Annotated in this window: 20 protein-coding genes and 3 pseudogenes; 3 read left to right on the top strand and 20 right to left on the bottom strand. The window is 30.3% G+C overall.

The features are described 5' to 3' along the window. Window positions 1-9: 9 nt before the first annotated feature. Both RCG18_RS08015 and RCG18_RS08010 read left to right on the top strand, forming a co-directional pair. A pseudogene (locus tag RCG18_RS08015) lies at window positions 10-1,133 on the top strand (glycosyltransferase family 4 protein). Between the two features lie 402 nt (window positions 1,134-1,535). Further along, entirely contained in the window at window positions 1,536-2,027 is a 492-nt protein-coding gene (locus RCG18_RS08010) for a YajQ family cyclic di-GMP-binding protein (RefSeq protein ID WP_308040784.1), read from the top strand. Window positions 2,028-2,073: 46 nt separating this feature from the next. Here the strand turns inward: RCG18_RS08010 and RCG18_RS08005 are convergent, their stop codons facing one another. Genes RCG18_RS08005 through RCG18_RS07990 form a run of 4 tightly spaced genes read right to left on the bottom strand, consistent with a single transcriptional unit; the run spans window position 2,074 to window position 5,121 of the window. Beyond that, window positions 2,074-3,093 (bottom strand): CotS family spore coat protein, encoded by a 1,020-nt coding sequence (locus tag RCG18_RS08005; protein WP_308040783.1) that lies wholly within the window; start codon window positions 3,091-3,093, stop codon window positions 2,074-2,076. Window positions 3,094-3,105: 12 nt separating this feature from the next. After that, window positions 3,106-3,867: a spore coat protein gene (locus RCG18_RS08000; protein WP_308040782.1), complete on the bottom strand. Its 762-nt coding sequence runs from the start codon at window positions 3,865-3,867 to the stop codon at window positions 3,106-3,108. 22 nt (window positions 3,868-3,889) lie between these two features. Beyond that, window positions 3,890-4,090: a hypothetical protein gene (locus RCG18_RS07995; protein ID WP_308040781.1), complete on the bottom strand. Its 201-nt coding sequence runs from the start codon at window positions 4,088-4,090 to the stop codon at window positions 3,890-3,892. Window positions 4,091-4,113: 23 nt separating this feature from the next. Then, on the bottom strand, window positions 4,114-5,121 hold the full coding sequence (locus RCG18_RS07990; protein ID WP_308040780.1) for a CotS family spore coat protein: 1,008 nt from the start codon (window positions 5,119-5,121) through the stop codon (window positions 4,114-4,116). Window positions 5,122-5,283: 162 nt separating this feature from the next. Between RCG18_RS07990 and RCG18_RS07985 the strand changes: the two genes are divergently transcribed. Next, entirely contained in the window at window positions 5,284-6,402 is a 1,119-nt protein-coding gene (locus RCG18_RS07985) for a glycosyltransferase family 1 protein (protein ID WP_308040779.1), read from the top strand. A gap of 147 nt (window positions 6,403-6,549) precedes the next feature. Here RCG18_RS07985 and RCG18_RS07980 read toward each other — a convergent pair whose 3' ends face one another. The 16 genes and pseudogenes from RCG18_RS07980 to RCG18_RS07905 all read right to left on the bottom strand — a co-directional run bounded on the left by RCG18_RS07980 (window position 6,550) and on the right by RCG18_RS07905 (window position 18,314). Beyond that, on the bottom strand, window positions 6,550-7,830 hold the full coding sequence (locus RCG18_RS07980; RefSeq protein WP_308040778.1) for an ABC transporter substrate-binding protein: 1,281 nt from the start codon (window positions 7,828-7,830) through the stop codon (window positions 6,550-6,552). Between the two features lie 37 nt (window positions 7,831-7,867). After that, window positions 7,868-8,614, bottom strand: a complete 747-nt coding sequence (gene larB, locus RCG18_RS07975) for a nickel pincer cofactor biosynthesis protein LarB (protein WP_308040777.1) — start codon at window positions 8,612-8,614, stop codon at window positions 7,868-7,870. Window positions 8,615-8,645: 31 nt separating this feature from the next. Further along, window positions 8,646-9,860: a nickel pincer cofactor biosynthesis protein LarC gene (gene larC / locus RCG18_RS07970; protein ID WP_308040775.1), complete on the bottom strand. Its 1,215-nt coding sequence runs from the start codon at window positions 9,858-9,860 to the stop codon at window positions 8,646-8,648. A 25-nt stretch (window positions 9,861-9,885) separates the two neighbouring features. Beyond that, window positions 9,886-10,758, bottom strand: a complete 873-nt coding sequence (locus RCG18_RS07965) for a DMT family transporter (RefSeq protein ID WP_308040774.1) — start codon at window positions 10,756-10,758, stop codon at window positions 9,886-9,888. A gap of 182 nt (window positions 10,759-10,940) precedes the next feature. Next, window positions 10,941-11,270 carry a hypothetical protein gene (locus tag RCG18_RS07960; protein WP_308040773.1) on the bottom strand — a complete coding sequence of 110 codons (330 nt, stop codon included), beginning with the start codon at window positions 11,268-11,270 and terminating at the stop codon, window positions 10,941-10,943. 153 nt (window positions 11,271-11,423) lie between these two features. Continuing rightward, window positions 11,424-11,753, bottom strand: coding sequence for a hypothetical protein (locus RCG18_RS07955; RefSeq protein ID WP_308040772.1), 330 nt, complete (start codon window positions 11,751-11,753; stop codon window positions 11,424-11,426). A 134-nt stretch (window positions 11,754-11,887) separates the two neighbouring features. Further along, window positions 11,888-12,730: pseudogene (locus RCG18_RS07950) on the bottom strand (mannose-1-phosphate guanylyltransferase); the annotation flags it as partial. Window positions 12,731-12,732: 2 nt separating this feature from the next. Further along, entirely contained in the window at window positions 12,733-14,271 is a 1,539-nt protein-coding gene (locus RCG18_RS07945; RefSeq protein WP_308040770.1) for a recombinase family protein, read from the bottom strand. Further along, window positions 14,272-14,409, bottom strand: a complete 138-nt coding sequence (locus tag RCG18_RS07940; protein ID WP_308040769.1) for a hypothetical protein — start codon at window positions 14,407-14,409, stop codon at window positions 14,272-14,274. 60 nt (window positions 14,410-14,469) lie between these two features. Beyond that, window positions 14,470-14,712 carry a GIY-YIG nuclease family protein gene (locus tag RCG18_RS07935; RefSeq protein WP_308040768.1) on the bottom strand — a complete coding sequence of 81 codons (243 nt, stop codon included), beginning with the start codon at window positions 14,710-14,712 and terminating at the stop codon, window positions 14,470-14,472. Between the two features lie 20 nt (window positions 14,713-14,732). Beyond that, on the bottom strand, window positions 14,733-15,341 hold the full coding sequence (locus RCG18_RS07930; RefSeq protein WP_308040767.1) for a DNA-3-methyladenine glycosylase: 609 nt from the start codon (window positions 15,339-15,341) through the stop codon (window positions 14,733-14,735). A gap of 109 nt (window positions 15,342-15,450) precedes the next feature. Next, window positions 15,451-15,585 carry a hypothetical protein gene (locus RCG18_RS07925; protein ID WP_308040766.1) on the bottom strand — a complete coding sequence of 45 codons (135 nt, stop codon included), beginning with the start codon at window positions 15,583-15,585 and terminating at the stop codon, window positions 15,451-15,453. 27 nt (window positions 15,586-15,612) lie between these two features. Continuing rightward, on the bottom strand, window positions 15,613-15,747 hold the full coding sequence (locus tag RCG18_RS07920; RefSeq protein WP_308040765.1) for a hypothetical protein: 135 nt from the start codon (window positions 15,745-15,747) through the stop codon (window positions 15,613-15,615). 97 nt (window positions 15,748-15,844) lie between these two features. Next, window positions 15,845-16,108 (bottom strand): annotated as a pseudogene (locus RCG18_RS07915) (sugar phosphate nucleotidyltransferase); the annotation flags it as partial. Between the two features lie 203 nt (window positions 16,109-16,311). After that, a complete protein-coding gene (locus RCG18_RS07910) occupies window positions 16,312-17,190 on the bottom strand; it encodes an anion permease (RefSeq protein WP_308040764.1) in 879 nt (292 codons plus the stop codon). A gap of 116 nt (window positions 17,191-17,306) precedes the next feature. Beyond that, window positions 17,307-18,314: a proline racemase gene (locus tag RCG18_RS07905; protein WP_308040763.1), complete on the bottom strand. Its 1,008-nt coding sequence runs from the start codon at window positions 18,312-18,314 to the stop codon at window positions 17,307-17,309. Between the last annotated feature and the right edge of the window lie 8 nt (window positions 18,315-18,322).

The following is an 18,322-nucleotide window of genomic DNA, read 5'->3' as shown; positions in this document are numbered from 1 at the left end:
ATTAATCTTATGAGAATAGGAATCGACGGACGTGCGGCGAAATGGTATAGAGGAACAGGAATAGGTACCTATACTTATCAGTTAATTAACTGTTTAAATAAAATTGATAACATAAATAATTATTTGCTTTTTATGCCCGAAAACTGCGAGGCTGATATGTCTTTTAAGGATAATTTTCGTTTTAATAATATTAGTGAAGGTAATAATAATAGCTTTTGGGATGAGGTAAATATACCTAATATATTAAAAGGTTCAGATATAGAGCTCTATCATGTGCCTCAAAACGGGGTTGGACTTCCTGAAAATAAAGAATGTAATTTTTTGATTACTCTTCATGATGTAATTCCTTATAAGATGCCAGAAACAGTGAGTGATAGATACCTAAAAATTTTCCATGAGCATATCCCTAAGGTTGTATCAGCATGCGATGGAATAATTACCGTCTCTAACTATTCTAAAAGAGATATCATGGAAGCTTTTAATTTTCCTGAGAATAAAATATTTGTTACGCATTTAGCAAGCGAAGATATTTATAGACCTTTAGATAGAGATTTAAGTAAAAAAATTGCAAAGAAATATTATTCTATAGATGAAGATTTCATACTCTATGTTGGAGGATTTAGCCCTAGGAAAAATATAATTGGTCTTATAGAAAGCTTTAGTAAGCTTTTATCTATCTATAAAAAAGATATAAGTCTTGTAATAGCTGGCAAAAAGGAAAGTCATATGACTCTTATAAAAAAAGAGCAGAGGAGCTTGGTATATCTGATAAAGTAATATTCCCAGGTTTTATAACAATCGATCATCTGCCATATATATATAATGCAGCCAAATTGTTTGCTTATCCCTCTTTTTATGAGGGGTTTGGTCTTCCGCCTATTGAAGCGATGTCTTGTGGAGTACCTGTAGTAGCTTCTAATGCTACTTCTGTTCCTGAAGTAGTAGGTGATGGTGGATTACTTATTAACCCAAATGATGTAGATGATTTATGTTATTCCATGTTTAGAGTATTGTTAGACGATGACCTGCGCGAAAGATTGATCTTAGCGGGTATTGTTAAAGCATCAGAACTAAGCTGGCAAAAAACTGCATATCAAACTATTAACGCATATAATAAAGTTTCAAATAGTTAGAATTAACAATATAGAAATTATGCGACATAAGTTCTCTGTGTAGGGTTAAAAGGCCGAAAATTGACTTACACCCCGGACCATGTTTCCAAGCTTCAGTTCGTTAAAAACTTTTAGTCAGTCTAAAGCTTGTGTTTTAGACGACCTAAGAACTTAGATAAACTCGCTACGCTCAAACAGTATCTAAGGTTCTAAGGTTGTCTTAAAACACTTCACTAAGACTGACACAAAATTTTTAAATCTACCTTCAGCTTTGGAAACATAGCCCTTTGTGCAAGTCAATTTTCTAGTTTCATCCCCTATAAAAAGCTATGTCGCATATTTTTTATACTATGATTGTAGTTTACTGATATATCCACTTATTGTATAATATCACTGAGGAATTTATGAAAGGTGGTACTTATAATGGCAAAAGATAGTTCATTTGATATTGTATCAGATGTAAATATGCAAGAGATGGATAACTCAGTTAATCAAGCAATGAAAGAAATAGAGCAGCGCTACGATTTTAAAGGAAGTAAAGCTCAGATAGTTTTAGAAAAGGATTCTTTAAAGCTAAATGCCGAAGATGATTATAAAATTAATGCTATGCTTGATATTTTAAAAGGAAAAATGATTAAAAGAGGTTTGTCAATAAAATGCTTAAATCCTGGCAAAATAGAAAACGCCTTTTCTGGAACCTTAAAACAGGAGGTAGAAATTCAAAAAGGTCTTAGCAAGGAAAAAGCCAAGGAAGTCGCTGCATACATAAAGGAGCTTAAGCTTAAAGTTCAGGCACAGATAATGGATGATAAAGTACGTGTATCTGGTGCTAAAAAGGATGATCTTCAATTAGTAATTCAAAATTTAAAATCAAAAGATTTTGGTGTAGACCTACAGTTTCTAAACTTAAGGTAATCAAATAAGACATAAAAACGTGGCCTAAAAGCCACGTTTTTATGTCTTACAAAAGGTTGTCTTTAAATTTCTCTAAAAATTCCTGCCTATCTTCTTTATAATTTGATTTTCTTTTTAACCTATCTAAAAATACCGACTCATCCCAATCCTTTCGCCTTGTATAGTAGTCCTTAGATATTGTATAAAAATCCTCAGGAAAAGTTAACATTGCATGAAGTACCTCTAATTCTCTCTTACTTAAATTATTTTTAGTGCAATAATTTTCTATTATAATATTAGACTTTTCTATATCAAAGGCAAAATTTTTTATAACCTTGTTTATAAAATTACATAAATCATGTACCTTTAGATCAATTATAGCATAGTCAAAATCTATAAAATATGCCTCATCATTGTTTATCAATATGTTATGATAAGCCAAATCATGGTGACATACTACTATTTTATCTTCCTCACTACAAAGCTTATAATAAAAGGATTCTTCCAGCATACTAACACTCTTTTTAATTTCATCAATATAATAATCTACATTATTAATAAATATAGAATCGAATTCACTTTTTTTCTCATGAATACTAGCTATATTCTTAAAAAACTCCATTTCCTGTATTCTTCTTTTAAAAGTGTCTATTAGTTTACCGGTATTGTACTTGTTGTATAAAGGGGTTTTAAAGCCCTCTGATGCGCCATGAAGCTCCGCTAACCCCCTGGCTGTAATACTAAGATCTATAGGGTTGTTAAAATTACATTCCTTTCCTCCAACCATATCCATAATGCAGTACATATTCCCATTCCATATAGTATAGATTTCTCCATTAACATCTTTTATAAAATCAACTACTCTGCTATATTTGTTCTTTATATAAGTTAATACATTATATATAAACTTTAATTCTTCTTTTGTATACTCTACTCTTTTTAAAACTTTATCACCCTTGTTGGTTGATACAATATAAACTCCTCTTACTGGTATCACATCATAAACAGTTAAATTAAATCTATTAAATAGTTCAACGCATAGGTCATATTTGGTTAGATATTCTTTTTCTTTATACCTATCAAACATTTCAACACCTCTTTAAACTAGGCTATCTCCATCAGCTATAATAGCTTTTTGTAATTTTTCTGTGTATTGTTCTACGGTCCAATTTTTTGTTCCCTCCCTGTATCTATTACAACACCTAATAAATTCGTAGGGATAAGATATAATAGACAGGATAAATGTATGGCTATTTTTATCTAGCGATTCTAGCTCACAAAAATCTTTTATTAAACTGTGAAAGTCTATATCTATATTTTTTCTTTTGATCTTTCCTAGAAAATAAATCAAATCCATTTCAGACATATTATAACAACACTCATCTACATCAATTATCTCTAGACTCTTGATCTTTCTCAAATTATCAAAATATGTGTTACCTAAACACATCTCTGTTCTCTTCATACTACGCAATATTAAGCCTATATAATTGCTATTATATATGGTATTTATACATTTGTTTGCTCTATCTAAATATATATCTCCATATTTAAAAAGCAGATTTTCAAACTCATTGTTAGCTTCATTTTTCTTTAGGTTATTTATCTGCTTAGAAAGTCTCTTTATATAAATCTTATATTGCTCTACTGTTTTACCTATATTATTATTCAATCTCTTATTCATATATCCTGTATATCCAAGAGTTCTTATATGAAATTCACTAATATTGCATATTTGATTCTTTATATCTGATGCTGTTACAGATCCAACATCAACAGTATCATCAAAATGTTCTACACATTTAACACCCTTGGATTCCAAATATTTTTTAAAGCTCTGAGTAAGGTTATCACAATACACTTCCAAACCTCCCCGATAATCTTTACTTATGTCCTTTCTTCATATCCTTTAAAATCTTCTTTCTTTTCTTCTCTAGTTTCATGACTTCCTTCTTTCTTTTACTTATTTTCTCTAACTCTTTTACTGATCTTTTTAAACCTTCTACTTTATTCTCATAAGATTTTAAATCCTCATTATTTATTCCATCTTTATAATTATCATATTTCTTTTTATGGTGCCCCATAGAAAAATCTCCTTTCTTACATTTTAGTTATATTTTACAAATTCAAATTCATCTATAAAATCTTGCTTTTCACCTCTATCCTCAAGTGTCTTTTTTAATTTTTTTAAAAATAGCTCTTCTTCCCAAGGCTGTTTTTCCCAATAATATTGTATTCCTATTTGCCAATAATCCTGTGGAAACTCCATAAAAGCAGCCATAACAGGAATATCCTCTCTTTTCACTTTGTTAACTGAATTATATGAATCTATAATAAATATGCAGTTGTTTATGCTCCATTTTCCATTCTTCATACGTCTTAAAAGCAAACTAGATAAATCATGAAGATGAGTATCTAACATACAGTAATCAAAGTCTATAATATTTACTTCTCCGCTTGTACCTATTAATACATTATGGTTTGCGTAATCATGGTGGCAAAATCCTTTACTTGCTATTTCTTTATTCATTATTTCAAGGTAATTGCTCCTTATTAAGTTTTCTATAGACCGTTCAGCTCTATTTAATTCTTCTTCCATCGCATCTAAATAAATTGCATCAAACTCTGTTTTTTTATCTTTTTTATCTATTCTTTTTTTAAAATCTAAAATCTCATTTTTTCTAGTGTTGAAGGTTTCTGGCCATTTAAACCAACCTATTCTGGGATTCATATTTTCTGTTACATTAAATCCATGACTTTTTTTATGAAGTTCAGCTAACTTTGATGTCGCTATTAAAACATCTACGGGATTGTCATAATTACATTGACGTGATGTAATCCAACTAGTTAAATACGCATAACCCCCTTGTATATTCATATAATCCATACCATCCTTAGTTTTAATTATCCTAGGTATATGCTTAAACTTATTATTTTGAAGATGCTTTATTGCAGAAAGAATAAATAAGAAATGGCCCAAATCATATCTAATTACTTTTAAACAATATTGTTTATTGTCGCAGGAAATTTTGTATACATTTTTTATTTTTTCTATATATTGAATTTGGAGCCCATAAGTATCTTGAACGGACTTCCTTACATCGCATATATCCAAGCTTCTGCCTCCAAAATATTACTATATTATGTAGTATATGAATTAACCTATATGTGTGTGCTAAGTGACACATTTTTCGAATAATATTAATACTATATACTACATAGGTTTTTACAATTGACAAGTTATATAGGCCAATTTTAATTGGAGGTAGATAATTGTATGAAAATTGCTATCGATGCAAGGGGTATTAATTGGTATAAGGGAACTGGTATAGGGACTTATACTGATAAGATTTTAAGATATATGATTAAAACTCATAGAGAAATTTTTTATCAAATTTATTGGTCTGGCGGAAATTATGATGAGTTTGAAAATGACAATACAAAAATATTAATGGCTTCTAAAAGGCATCATAGATTTTTTGAACAGCATTATTTTCCTCGTAATTTAACAAATGAGAACATAGATATCTATCACATACCTCAAAACGGAATAGGAATTTCTGAAAAAATACCTTGCAAAACCGTAGTTACTATTCACGATTTAATACCATATATTTTACCTGAAACAGTTGGAAGGGGATACTTAGGAAAGTTTTTACAAGAAATGCCTAGAATTGTGGATTTATCTTCTGGTATTATTACCGTATCAGAATGTTCTAAGAAAGATATTTTAAAGTTTTTTCCTATTGATGAAAATAAGGTTTTTGTAACTCCATTAGCCGCCGATGATAAATATAAGCCCTTGGATAAAGAAAAATGTAAAACTATAATAAAGGAAAATTATAATATTGATAAACCTTTTATACTTTATATAGGTGGTTTTAGTCCAAGGAAAAACGTAAAATCTTTAATTCTTGCCTTTTCTAAAATATACATGAATTTAAACAAAGAATATAACTTAGTTATAGTTGGAGCAAATAAAGATGACAGAAGCCTTTTAAAAGATCTCAGCATTGACTTAAATGTAGAGTCGCGTGTAAAATTTACTGGTTTTGTTGATGAAGATCTTTTACCTGTTTTATATAACAGCTGTGATGTTTTTGTTTATCCATCTTTGTATGAAGGATTCGGTCTTCCGCCTTTGGAAGCTATGAATTGTGGAACTCCCGTAATTACTTCTGATATATCTTCTATACCTGAAGTAGTAGGTGATGGTGGAATTTTGATAGACCCTTTTAACATAGATAGTCTAATGAGTTCATTAGAAAATCTGTTAAATAACGAGTCGATAGGAAGTTCTCTCAGTATTAAAGCATTACAAAGAGCATCTAACTTCTCTTGGGAGAAAACTTCTGAAAAAACCTTTGAAGCATATAAAAATATTTTAGACATCTAAAATAAAATAAGACAAAACCTCCTGACTGCATTCCGCTCTCAGTCAGGAGGTTTTATCTTTATATTTTAGAAAATTCCCTATGATTAACCCCTTTACTAAAGATATTATATATCATAATTTAATCTTTGTAAACGTTTTATAAAAAAATTATTTCTGTAAAATTCTACTCTCGCAATCTTTTTCAAGAGAATCTAATATTAGTTTAGCATCCTTTTCTTTTATGTTAGATTGTGTCAAAGTATTTCTTACAGCATCATTTACAATTGGAAAATATTTAGTGTAATTAATTGTAGCTGACCTTTTTTCTGCACTGGCAAATACATTCCATACTTTTGCATGAAAATAATCTACTATATTATTAAAGTTTATAAGAGTATATATATATGTATTAGCAGGGAAATTTCCGTAATTATTGAGCAAATCCATCTGCGTAATCTCATCAGTAGCTATAAATTCAACAAATCCTTTTGCTGGAGCTATATTGCTTGAATTCTTATTTATTATTAAATTAGCCCCACCTACTGATGAATCTCTATTTCCTCCGGCTTCAAAAGCAGGTAATTTCATTACGCTCCATTTCCCTTTATCCTCTGGTATGTTCTTCATAAGTTCATTTATATATAAAGGATCTGCTATAATTGAAATTACTGAACCCTTTTTTGCAAGACTAATAAATTCGTTTTTGGAAGTTATATCAGACATTAGCTCTTGTGAATACAGTAGCTTAGCTGTTTCTATAACCTTTAGCCACTCCTTGGAATTAAAGTCTAATTTACCATCCTTATTAAAATACGATGTACCTAACTGATTAGCTAGAACTATATTAAAATTATTGTTTTCATCTTGAACATTAACTAAGAACTTCTTTCCTGTATCTTTGCTAATATTTTTACCTACAACAGCGTAATCATGCCAAGTTTTTATATCATCAATATTTATTTTTTCCTTTGAAAATACATCGCTTCTATACAAAATCACCTTTGGTGAAGTATTCCAAGGCATTCCATATATCTTATTTTTCACAGTTAAATTATCTAATTTATTTTTTGATATTTTATCCTTATATGAACTAACTGCCTCTGTTACATCTAAGGCGAATTCTGATGATTTATCTATAAAGTATTGAGCACTTTGGTCTTCTATATTTATTATATCTATAGTATTTTCTTGATTATTTGATTTATCTATAACTTTGTTTTTTATATTATTGTCAATTTTTATTTCTATGTTTACCCTTGGGTGAATTTTTTTAAATTTATCTGCTACAGTTTTCAATTGCTCTGCATATTTCTCTTCTGTTACTACTTTAATTTCACCTTTTAATGTATCTTCTTGTTTTGTTACATTATTATTTTTACTACAAGAAACTGTTAAAATCAGCATATTGATTAAAATAAATAATAAAAACTTTTTAGCATTTTTACTCATAGGAACTACACTCCTATCATATTTATTTGAATGTGCCTTATAACTTATTTATCATACTAGCGAGGTAACCAGCTCCAAATCCGTTATCTATGTTTACTACACTAATACCGCTTGCACAACTATTAAGCATACATAGTAAGGCTGAAAGTCCCCCGAAATTAGCACCATAACCCACACTTGTAGGTACTGCTATTACTGGCTTATCAACTAATCCTCCAATAACGCTAGCCAATGCGCCTTCCATACCTGCTGCCACAATAATAATCTTTGCACCTCTTATTAAGTCGATTTTATCAAATAATCTATGTATTCCAGCAACTCCTACATCGTATATTCTTTCTACCTTATTCCCAAAGATCTCAGCTGTTACTGCTGCTTCTTCTGCTACTGGTATATCTGATGTTCCTGCAGTAACTATAGAAATATATGTATTTGTTATTTCTGGCTCTTTGTTTTTTATAGTTATAGTTCTTGCCATTTTGCTATATTCAGCTTTGGGACAGATTTCTTTAACTAATTTATAAGCCTCTTCTGATGCTCTAGTTCCCAATATATCGCTTCCTCTAGCCAGCATAATTTCCACTATTCCTCTTATTTGTTCTGGGTTTTTTCCTTCGCAATATATAACTTCAGGATATCCAACTCTTAACTCTCTATGATTATCAACTTTTGCATATCCTAGGTCTTTAAATGGTAAGTCCTTTAAATCTTCTAAGGCTTTATCTATAGTTAACGATCCATTCTTTACATTTTCTAATAGCTCTCTAGTTTCATTAATATTCATACTATCATCCTTCTTTCGGGTATCAATGCTGCTAGATTTTTTGATTTATCTCTCTGTAAATTTCGTTTATACTAACATCATTCTCTAGTGCAGCCTTTTTACATTCATCGTATTCAGCCTTGTATTTTACTCGTTTTTCACCATAGTAAGAATTTTTTATAGTAAACTCTCCATATTTAGTTTCAACTTTATTGAATTCTCTCCTTAGCATATTTCTTCGGACCTTATATTTTCTAAACCCTAAAGTAGTAGTTTCAGTTAATACTATCTTCTCAATTTCTTTTTCTTGTTCCTTGCTATATATTACGCTTAATTTAATTCCCGGTCTTCCTTTTTTCATAATTATTGGAGTCAGATAAACATCTAAAGCTCCTTCTTTAAAAAGCAATTCCATAACATATTCATACATTTCTGGATTCATATCATCTATATTACATTCTAAAACTTCTGCCTCACCTTGTAAAAATTCTTCATTTGACTTGTTAGTTTTTTGATCTAATTCCTCTGCTAAGAATACTCTTAAAACATTTGGAATATCCTTATTATCTTTATTTCCTATACCATAACCTATTTTGTTTATTTTGAAATTCTTATTATCTCTAAATTCATCAGTCAAATAAGCTATAATAGCAGCTCCGGTTGGGGTAGTAGCTTCAAAAGGTATATTAGATTTTAGCGGTATATTTTTTAGTATTTCTACAGTAGCTGGTGCTGGAATCGGCAGCATACCATGGGCACACTTTACAAAACCACTGCCAGCTTCTACAGTAGAACTTATAACCTTATCAACTTTTAGATAAGCAAAGCAGATAGCTGCACCTACAATATCCACTATAGAATCCACTGCTCCCACTTCATGAAAGTGCACTTCTTCTATACTTTTGTTATGCACTTTTGCTTCTGCCTCAGCAACCTTTTTAAAGATACTCAGGCTTACCTCTTTTATATTGCTGTCTAAATCACTTGAGTTTATTATATTTTCTATATCTTTTAAATTTCTATGATCATGTTCATGATGATGGTGGTAACCATGTTCATCATGGTGATGGTGATCTAAAATAACATCTACTTTTGTACCACTAATTCCATTTTTAACTGTCTTTTCTACTAATATTTTATATCCATCAATTTTTAGCTTGGAAAGCTCCTCTATTAAGTAATTCTTATCTATCCCTAGATCAATTAAAGCCCCTAAATTCATATCTCCACTTATACCTGAAAAGCAATCATAATAAAGTATTTTCATGTTTATTTATCTCCTATATGTTATTTTAGTTTTCTATTATCTCACTTGAATTATTGTTCTTTATATTAATTATAATCATTCCCAATAAAATCAATGCGCATCCAGCTAAAGTCTTACCAGTAAGTTTGTCGCCAAAGATCATAGAAAATATAGCCCCAAAAACCGGCTCTCCTAAAAATATTATTGCTGCATGAGTCGGGTTTGTATATGGCTGCATCTTATTTTGTATCATATAGGCTCCTATAGTACAAAACAATACCATGAAAATCATACAAATCATAAAGGTAAGGTTTATTGTAAAACTTAAATTTTCGACAATAACTGCTGGAATAAATCCTAAAATACCTGCTACAAGTGTTTCTATACAAGTTACAAGTATTATATCTACATCTTTAATATATTTATCTACCAATATTATTTGAAATGCAAAGGCTATTGCACACAGTAATGTAAGAAAGTCTCCTGGATTTATCTTCAATGTACTATCTATAGATATAACACCAAGACCAATTAAAGCAAATGTTATACCCAGTGTAGTCTTAGCATCTGGTATAACCTTATACATAACAGCCATTATTATAGGTACAACCACAACATAAAGACCTGTAATAAATCCCGATTTACTTGGAGTGGTATATACTAATCCTACAACTTGAAAAACGGACCCTAAAAACAATGCTATACCAATAATTACTGCTGAGTTAATTGTCTTTTTATTAATACGCTTAAACCTTTTATGAAATATTATTGCAAGTATTGCTCCAGATAGAAAATATCTAATTGCTATAAATGAATATGGATGAATATATTTAAGAATTAAACTTATTACCGGAAAGCTCGCTCCCCATACAACTGTAACTAATAACAGGCTTAAGTCTGCTTTTAACTCTTTTGTCATACAATTCTTCCTTTCTTCTCAAACCTTATTTAATATTCTACCATATGTTACTATAATATTTAATTCAAAAGTATAAAATTTATTTTTACTACATCTTATTTAATTTTAAAATAATTTTAGGCCCTAGGAGCTTTAATGCTGCTCCTAGGGCCTCTTTATATTGTAAATATCTTATCTAAGCTTTAATGATTATTTTTCATTAACCAATTTTGGAGACCTTCAGTTGTTTTAAATATAGGTACACCATAAAATAATTTATCTCTATATTTTTCAAAATCCTCTAGTGTTACTGGGTGAAATGAAACTCTTAAACCATTTGTATCTATAAACTCAAATCTACTCTCTTCATCTTTGACAAGTTTGTCTAAGTGGAAAATTTTACTACAATCTTTTTGCCAAAAAGCTATAGTTTTATCTTTAGGATAATACGAAACTCCTAATGCAACATTGGCAATTTGATTATCATCCAATCCAACAGTAAAAATATAAGCTGTATTTTTGTAAAATTTCATAACATTCACCCCTTTCTGATTATTATTGTAATATTCTACAAAAAGTTTAATTTTCCTTCTTACATTTTTAAATTATAATAAATTATATAGGAAATATTTAATAAAAGCTGCAGACATATTGTCCGCAGCTCTATATATAAGTTTGCATAATTTTTAATAACTACTACTCATTAGCCAATTCTGTAATCCCTCAGCTGTTTTAAACGTAGGCGCATTGTTAAATAAATTATGTCTATATTTTTTTAAATCCTCTAATGCTACTGGATGGAATGAGACTCTTAATAAATTTGCATCAATAAACTCAAATAAGCTTTCCTCATCTTTTACTACCTTATCTACATTGAAACTTCTACTTCTGCCCTTAAACCAAAAAGCTATAGTCTTATCCCTAGGGTCATATGCTGCCCCTAAAGCAAGATGTGGAGTTTGTTCATCACCTGAACCAATTATAAAAATATAAGCGGTATTTTTATAAAATTTCATAACTCCTAACTCCTTTTAAGTATTTAGCGAACTCTTATTAAAATAATTTCTTTCCTCCTTTTCTTAAAAATTATAATGCTGGCTTATATGGTGTTTAACAAAAGCTGCCAACCCATTGTTGACAGCTTACTCTACTATAAAAATTCTTCCTTATTTTCTTCACTTTTTAATTGATTAACAAGATACTTTATTTCTTGATCCTTATTTTTATCCATAACTAGTACCACATCTTCAGAATCTACTACAATTAAATCTTTTACTCCAAAAACTATAATAAGTCTATCACTTCCAAATACAATACAATTTTCACTTGCTTCTAAGAAAGTATTTTCTGTTACATTGTTTCCTTTATAATTTTTTAAGAACCTCCCTAATGCAGCAAATGTTCCTATGTCATCCCATAAGAATTCACTTTTTATTACATAGGCTTTTCTAGTTTTTTGCATGATTCCGAAATCTACGGAAATTCCATCTATAATCTCATATTGTTCTTTTATATTTTCTTCCTCTTTCTCTGTTCCTAAGCTCTGATATATAGACATCATGCTTTTATGCATTTTAGGTAAATACTTTTGCATTTCTCTTAAGTAAACATCTGCTCTCCATACAAACATTCCACTATTCCAAAGATAAGTGCCTTTAAGCAAAAGATCTTTAGCAACCTCAATGTTAGGTTTTTCTAGAAATCTCTCAACCTTAAAGCTTGCAATGTCACCACCTATTCTTTCACCCATCTCTATATAACCATATCCAGTTTCAGGCCTTGTAGGCGTTATACCTATAGTTACAAGACCTCTTCGTTTTTCTGCAATCTCTTTAGCTTGTGATAGAGTATCTATAAATAATTTTTCATTTTCTATATAATGATCTGACGGTAAAATTATCATAGTAGCATCGCTGTCCTTTTTTAATAGTTTTACCGCAGAGAGCCCTATACAGGTGGCGGTCCCTTGAATCTCATTATAGGTCATATAGTTTATTAGGCATTAAATTTATAAAAAACTTGTATATGTTTTTCTTTTACATTTTTATCTTCAAAAACAATTATTTTTTCTACTAACTCCTCTATATCATTTCTTTTAAGTTCATTAAAGCTTAATATATGGTCAATCTTACTACATATTAAACTAGCTACACAATCTCTATTACTATTTATCTCGCTTTCTATTTGTTCTTGCTCTTTTTCTAATCGATTTTGTTTATCTTGGATTTCTTTTAAAATCATTTTAAAGTTTTTTTCATTTATTATGCTTTTTAACCTATCTTCATATATTCGCTTAATATTTGTATCTATTTCTTTAAGCTTATCATTTATTCTTTTGAGTTCTTCAGTATGATTAGTACTTCTAATAAGTTCTTTTAGTTCTTTATAGAATATTTCCTTATTTAAATCTTTTGTGTAATTTATCAAATCATTTATAATAATTTGCTTTATATATTCTTCTTTTACGGAATGAGCAGTACACCTTTTTTTACCAGTTTGACTATTTGTACACTTGTATCCGTTATATTTCTTTCTATAGCACATGCCTCCACCGCAGTCACCACACTTAAGTACTCCTGAAAATAAATGTACTTCGTCGTTTTTATATCTTAATGTCCTCTGTCTCTTTTTTATAAGTTCCTGAACTTCATCAAAAGTTTCCTTAGGTATTATTCCTTTAAATTCCCCGCCATATATCCATTGATCTTTTGGTAAAGCTTTCACTGTTTTTAACTTATAACTTACTTTTCTCCATCTCCCTTGAATCATTCGTCCCGAATATTTAGGGTTTGTTAAAATATACCTTATAGAATTGCTATTCCATTTAAAGAACTTGGATTTTCCGAAATTTTTCACATGCCACGATGGCGGCCTTACTCCAATTGAGTTTAAATAGTCTGCAATCTTTTTAAATCCCCATCCTTTTAAATACAGATCATATATTTTTATCACTATTTTAGTAGCTTCATTCTCTGCAGGTATTAATTTTATAATTTTTATATTTTCTTCAAAACTTTCTTCAAACTTATAGCCATAAGGAGGTTTACTGGCAATACTAGATCCTCTTATCATCCTCTGCCTAAGGCCATCTCTAGTTCTTCTTGAACAATCTTTTATATACATCTCATTTAAAATATTTTTAAATGGAATTATATCATTAAACTCATATAATGTATCTACGTTATCAAGTACAGAAACAAATCTAATACCTTTGGCTTTAAAATAGTCCTCTAAATAATATCCAGCCATTATATAGTTTCTTGAAAATCTCGAGAGATCTCTTGTAAGTATCATGTTTATTTTTTTATTCTCTATATCTTCTTTCATCTGGATAAAACTTTCCCTCTCAAAATTGGATCCTGAAGATCCACAATCTTCATAAACATTCACAAGATTATATATAGAGTTTTTATCTTCTTTACTTTTTTCTAGAATCCATTCTTTTAAGCCTTGAATCTGAGCTGGTATAGATTCTTTCTGGTCATACTTGTCCGTACTCACTCTTGCATAGATAGCCACATTCCAAATACCCATTTATCTATCACTCCATACTTTATTTGTGATAGCTATCTTAGTTTCACTTAGATTACTTTTAATTATCTTTTTTATTATTTCATTTAAGTCCTTTTTCCCAAAGACCCTGGTTACTATTATTTTTTCCTTTTTAGACATAAAATCCTCCAGCACATTAGTTCATAATTAATAATATGCTGGAGGTTAAACATTTTTGATTTATTTATTTGATATAAGTTTCATTTTTACTTCTCTACTCATTTGCTTTATGCAATATTCTCTTTTCATAGCATCGCTCTTTGTTTCATAAGATTCATAGTAAACTAGCTCTACCGGAAGCCTACATCTAGTGTACTTTGCCCCTTTGCCATTATTGTGAGTTTTTATTCTTCTTTCTAGATTATTAGTATATCCTGTGTAAAGACTACCATCTTTGCACTTTAAAATATATATGTAATTCACCTTCTATTCCCCTTAAAAAACTATTTTACAGATACATATTTGTTGTTTTCTATATAAAATCTTAATAAATAGTCCTTTGCCTCTTCTGCATAATCTATTCCTATACGTTTATCGGTTATAATATTAAACTCTTCATCGTTATCTTCTATGTATAATTTATTATCCAATAGATCTTCACCATTTAGGGTCTTATTGATTTTTAGTCCATCACATAATTTCCCAGGGCCATTAGTCAAACTTTTAATTTGAGTCTTAGTTAAGTCATTATAATCTTTCTTAAACCTATTAGTTGCTATTATATCTAAGCTTTCTACAGGCTCTAAAGCTCTTATAAGTACTGCCTCAGGTATCTCTTCCTTCTGAGTAACTACATTAAAACAGTAATACATTCCATATATTATAAAAACATATGAAAATCCCGCCTCTCCATACATAACCTCCACTCTTGGAGTTCTTCTTCCTCCATAAGAGTGTGCTGCTTTGTCTTTTATACCTAAATATGCCTCAGTTTCGACTATCTTTCCAGCCAACCTCTTACCATCTACTTCATGAACTAATATTTTTCCTAAAAGTTCTTTCGCAACTGTTTCTGTATCTCTACTATAAAATTCTCTATTAAGCTTTTTCATTCAATTCACCGCCATAAATATATAATTTGGTACTATTTCATAGCCTTAAAAATTATATATTAATTATATAATCTTCTCAGATAATAAAAAAGAGCCCTAAAGGCTCTTTTTAATCAGCAGATTTAACTATTTGCTTAGCCTCTCTTATGGCTTTACTTTGAAAAGGAGATTGAGCTCTAGACCCTGGTTTGTTATTTTCTCTCTTAAAATCATGCTGAAGCTCTATTTGTGTCACTTGTTTCATGCTATCACTTCCTTTGTTTTTTATGGTCTAGTAAATTGGCTCTCCATTAAAATTTTCAAATTTAGGTGGATTCTTAGTATTCTTTTTATTCCCAGATGGTCTACTTACGTCATTTCTCTTATTTTCTCTATTGCTTGCTTTATGGTGTATTCTATCAGTCATATTTAACTCCCCTTTCTAAAGTTAGTTTTTCCACGGAAAGCGCTTTTATTCTTTTATCTTAAATCATCAAATTTTACATAATGACCTATATATTGAATGTAGAGGTCTCTTTATTTTCTGGCTCTACAAATATATTTTTTTTATCTATCTCAGGCAGCTCCGCATATACTTTATCTATATATTCTTTATTAGTTACTACATAAATATTTTCTTTGCTTACTAGTGGTTTTATTCTATCTACTGTATTTCTTAAAAAACTTTTATTATTTATAATTTTTAAAAATTGTTTTGGATTTTTAGCCCTTGAGAGAGGATATAGTCTTGTTCCTTTACCACCCGCAAGAATCAGTGCATATAACAATAAGCCTCACCCCTAAATATTGCTTTACTCTATAATATGTAACTTTCAATATAATTGTGAAAAGATGAATTATATATTATAGAGTAAACTTACTATATTCTTAATACATAAAATATAATGCATAAAAAAGTAAACTCCAGATTTTTTAAAAACCTGGAGTTTACTTTTTATATCGTTAATATTTTAACTTTTTGGGTAAAATTTTACGCTCTGCTAGCAGCCTTTGCCTTAGATGCTGATCTAAACATCATAGCCGCTGTGTAGAAGATAACTACTATTACTAACCATGTTAATATTTTAAGTGGTAGTTCTTTAACTATATAAGCAGCTATAAAAACGCCTATAGTACCAAATATAGTTATAGCCATAGAAGCCTTTCTATCATACGCGCCTTCTTTAACAAACTTAGCTGATGCTGCTGGCATTAAGAATGCACATGATCCCATCATTATTGGAAATGCTACCTTAGGGCTCATTCCAAGTGCAAATACTAGTGCCATACATGGAGCATAAAGTCCTATTCCTAGTGTCATAAGTGCTCCTAATATAAAGTTACCTATTATTGCTACTATAAGTTTTCCACCTGTAAGTCCTATAGCCTCTCCACCAGCTGGCATTAAATGAAGTTGTCCTGCAAGCATTACAAATGCAACTATTATTAATGCTACACCCATTCCAAGCTGTATAACTTTTTCAGGAAGTTTTGAAACAATTCCAGCTCCTACTATAGCACCTATAGTTGCAGCAGCTAACATTGAAAATAATGTTACTGGATCAACTTTTATAACTGTAATAAATATAAGCGCTTCAATTGCAACTGGTATTGTACAAGCAACATTAAGTGTACCTGGTAATGTTCTATCTTCTGAAAGTTTAAAGTTCTTCAATAATGCAGTAGTTGGCGCAAAGCTTCCTATACCTAAAGTGTCAAAAAAGTTTGTAATGAATCCTACAACTCCTAGAGCTAAAAAGTTTGATTTTTCAAGTTTTCCTTCTTTTGATGCTTTCGCATAATCTGTAAAAAACAAAAATGCAAAGTATGCTACTAAAAGCAGCAATATGCCGAAAACTATTTTTACCATTACATAGCCTCCCTTTATTATACTATATTTTTTATTGTATAATTGCTTATTGTAAATAATATATCATAGTCAATTATATTTAATCAACATCATTCTACATAATTTTTATAATTTTCTTACTTTAATATAAATCCATATTTAACAGGGTCTTCAGGATCTATAAAGAATTGGTTGTGTCCTGTTATATACGCTGCTCCAGTTACTTCTGGAATTATCGCATCATAGTCTCCAACCTTAGTTTCTTCTAATACTCTTCCTTTGAACTTAGTTTGAATTATGCTCTCGTATATGAAGTCTTCCTTCATTTTTAATTGACCTTTTGCATATAATGTTGCCATTTTAGCGCTTGTTCCTGTTCCACATGGTGATCTATCAAGCTGTCCTTGGCCAAACACAACTGCATTTTGCATTGTTGCATCTGCACTCTTAGCAGGTCCATATATTTCGCAAAGATCAACAGTTTTTATATGTGGAAGCGTTGGATGTTGTATTTCTATTTGCTCATTTACAGCTTTTATTACATTCATTCCTACTTCTATTAACTTCTGTGCACTTGCTGGGCTTATTTCTAATCCTAGGTTTTCTGCTTTAACTATAGCAAAGAAGCTTCCTCCAAAGGATATATCCATTACTACTTTACCTATTCCTGGTACATCTACTTCTACATCTCTCTTATAAAGGAATGCTGGTACGTTAACTATTGATACTTCTTTAGCTTTTCCATTTTCTACTTTAACGCTTGCCTTAACTAATCCTGCTGGTGCTTCTAAAGTTAAGTTTGTAACTGGCTCAACTGCTGGAACCATTCCTGTTTCTACTGCTACTGTTGCTGCTCCTATTGATCCATGTCCGCACATATTTAAATATCCGCCGCCGTCCATGAATATTATTCCTAAATCAGCTTCTTCTGTTGTTGGCTGAGTTACTATTGAACCAAACATATCATTGTGTCCTCTTGGCTCTAGCATTATAGCTGTTCTTACCCAGTCAAGATGCTCTTCAAGATATGCTTTCTTTTCAGGCATTGTTTTTCCTGGTATGTTAGGAACTCCTCCTACTACTATTCTTGTTGGTTCTCCCATTGTATGTGAGTCTACAGCAAATATTGTTCTTTCTGATTTCATTTTCCTGC

The sequence above is a fragment of the Clostridium sp. OS1-26 genome (genome assembly GCF_030915445.1).
Classification (GTDB): Bacteria; Bacillota; Clostridia; order Clostridiales; family Clostridiaceae; genus Clostridium_AM.
This window is presented reverse-complemented; position numbering and strand designations above follow the sequence as displayed.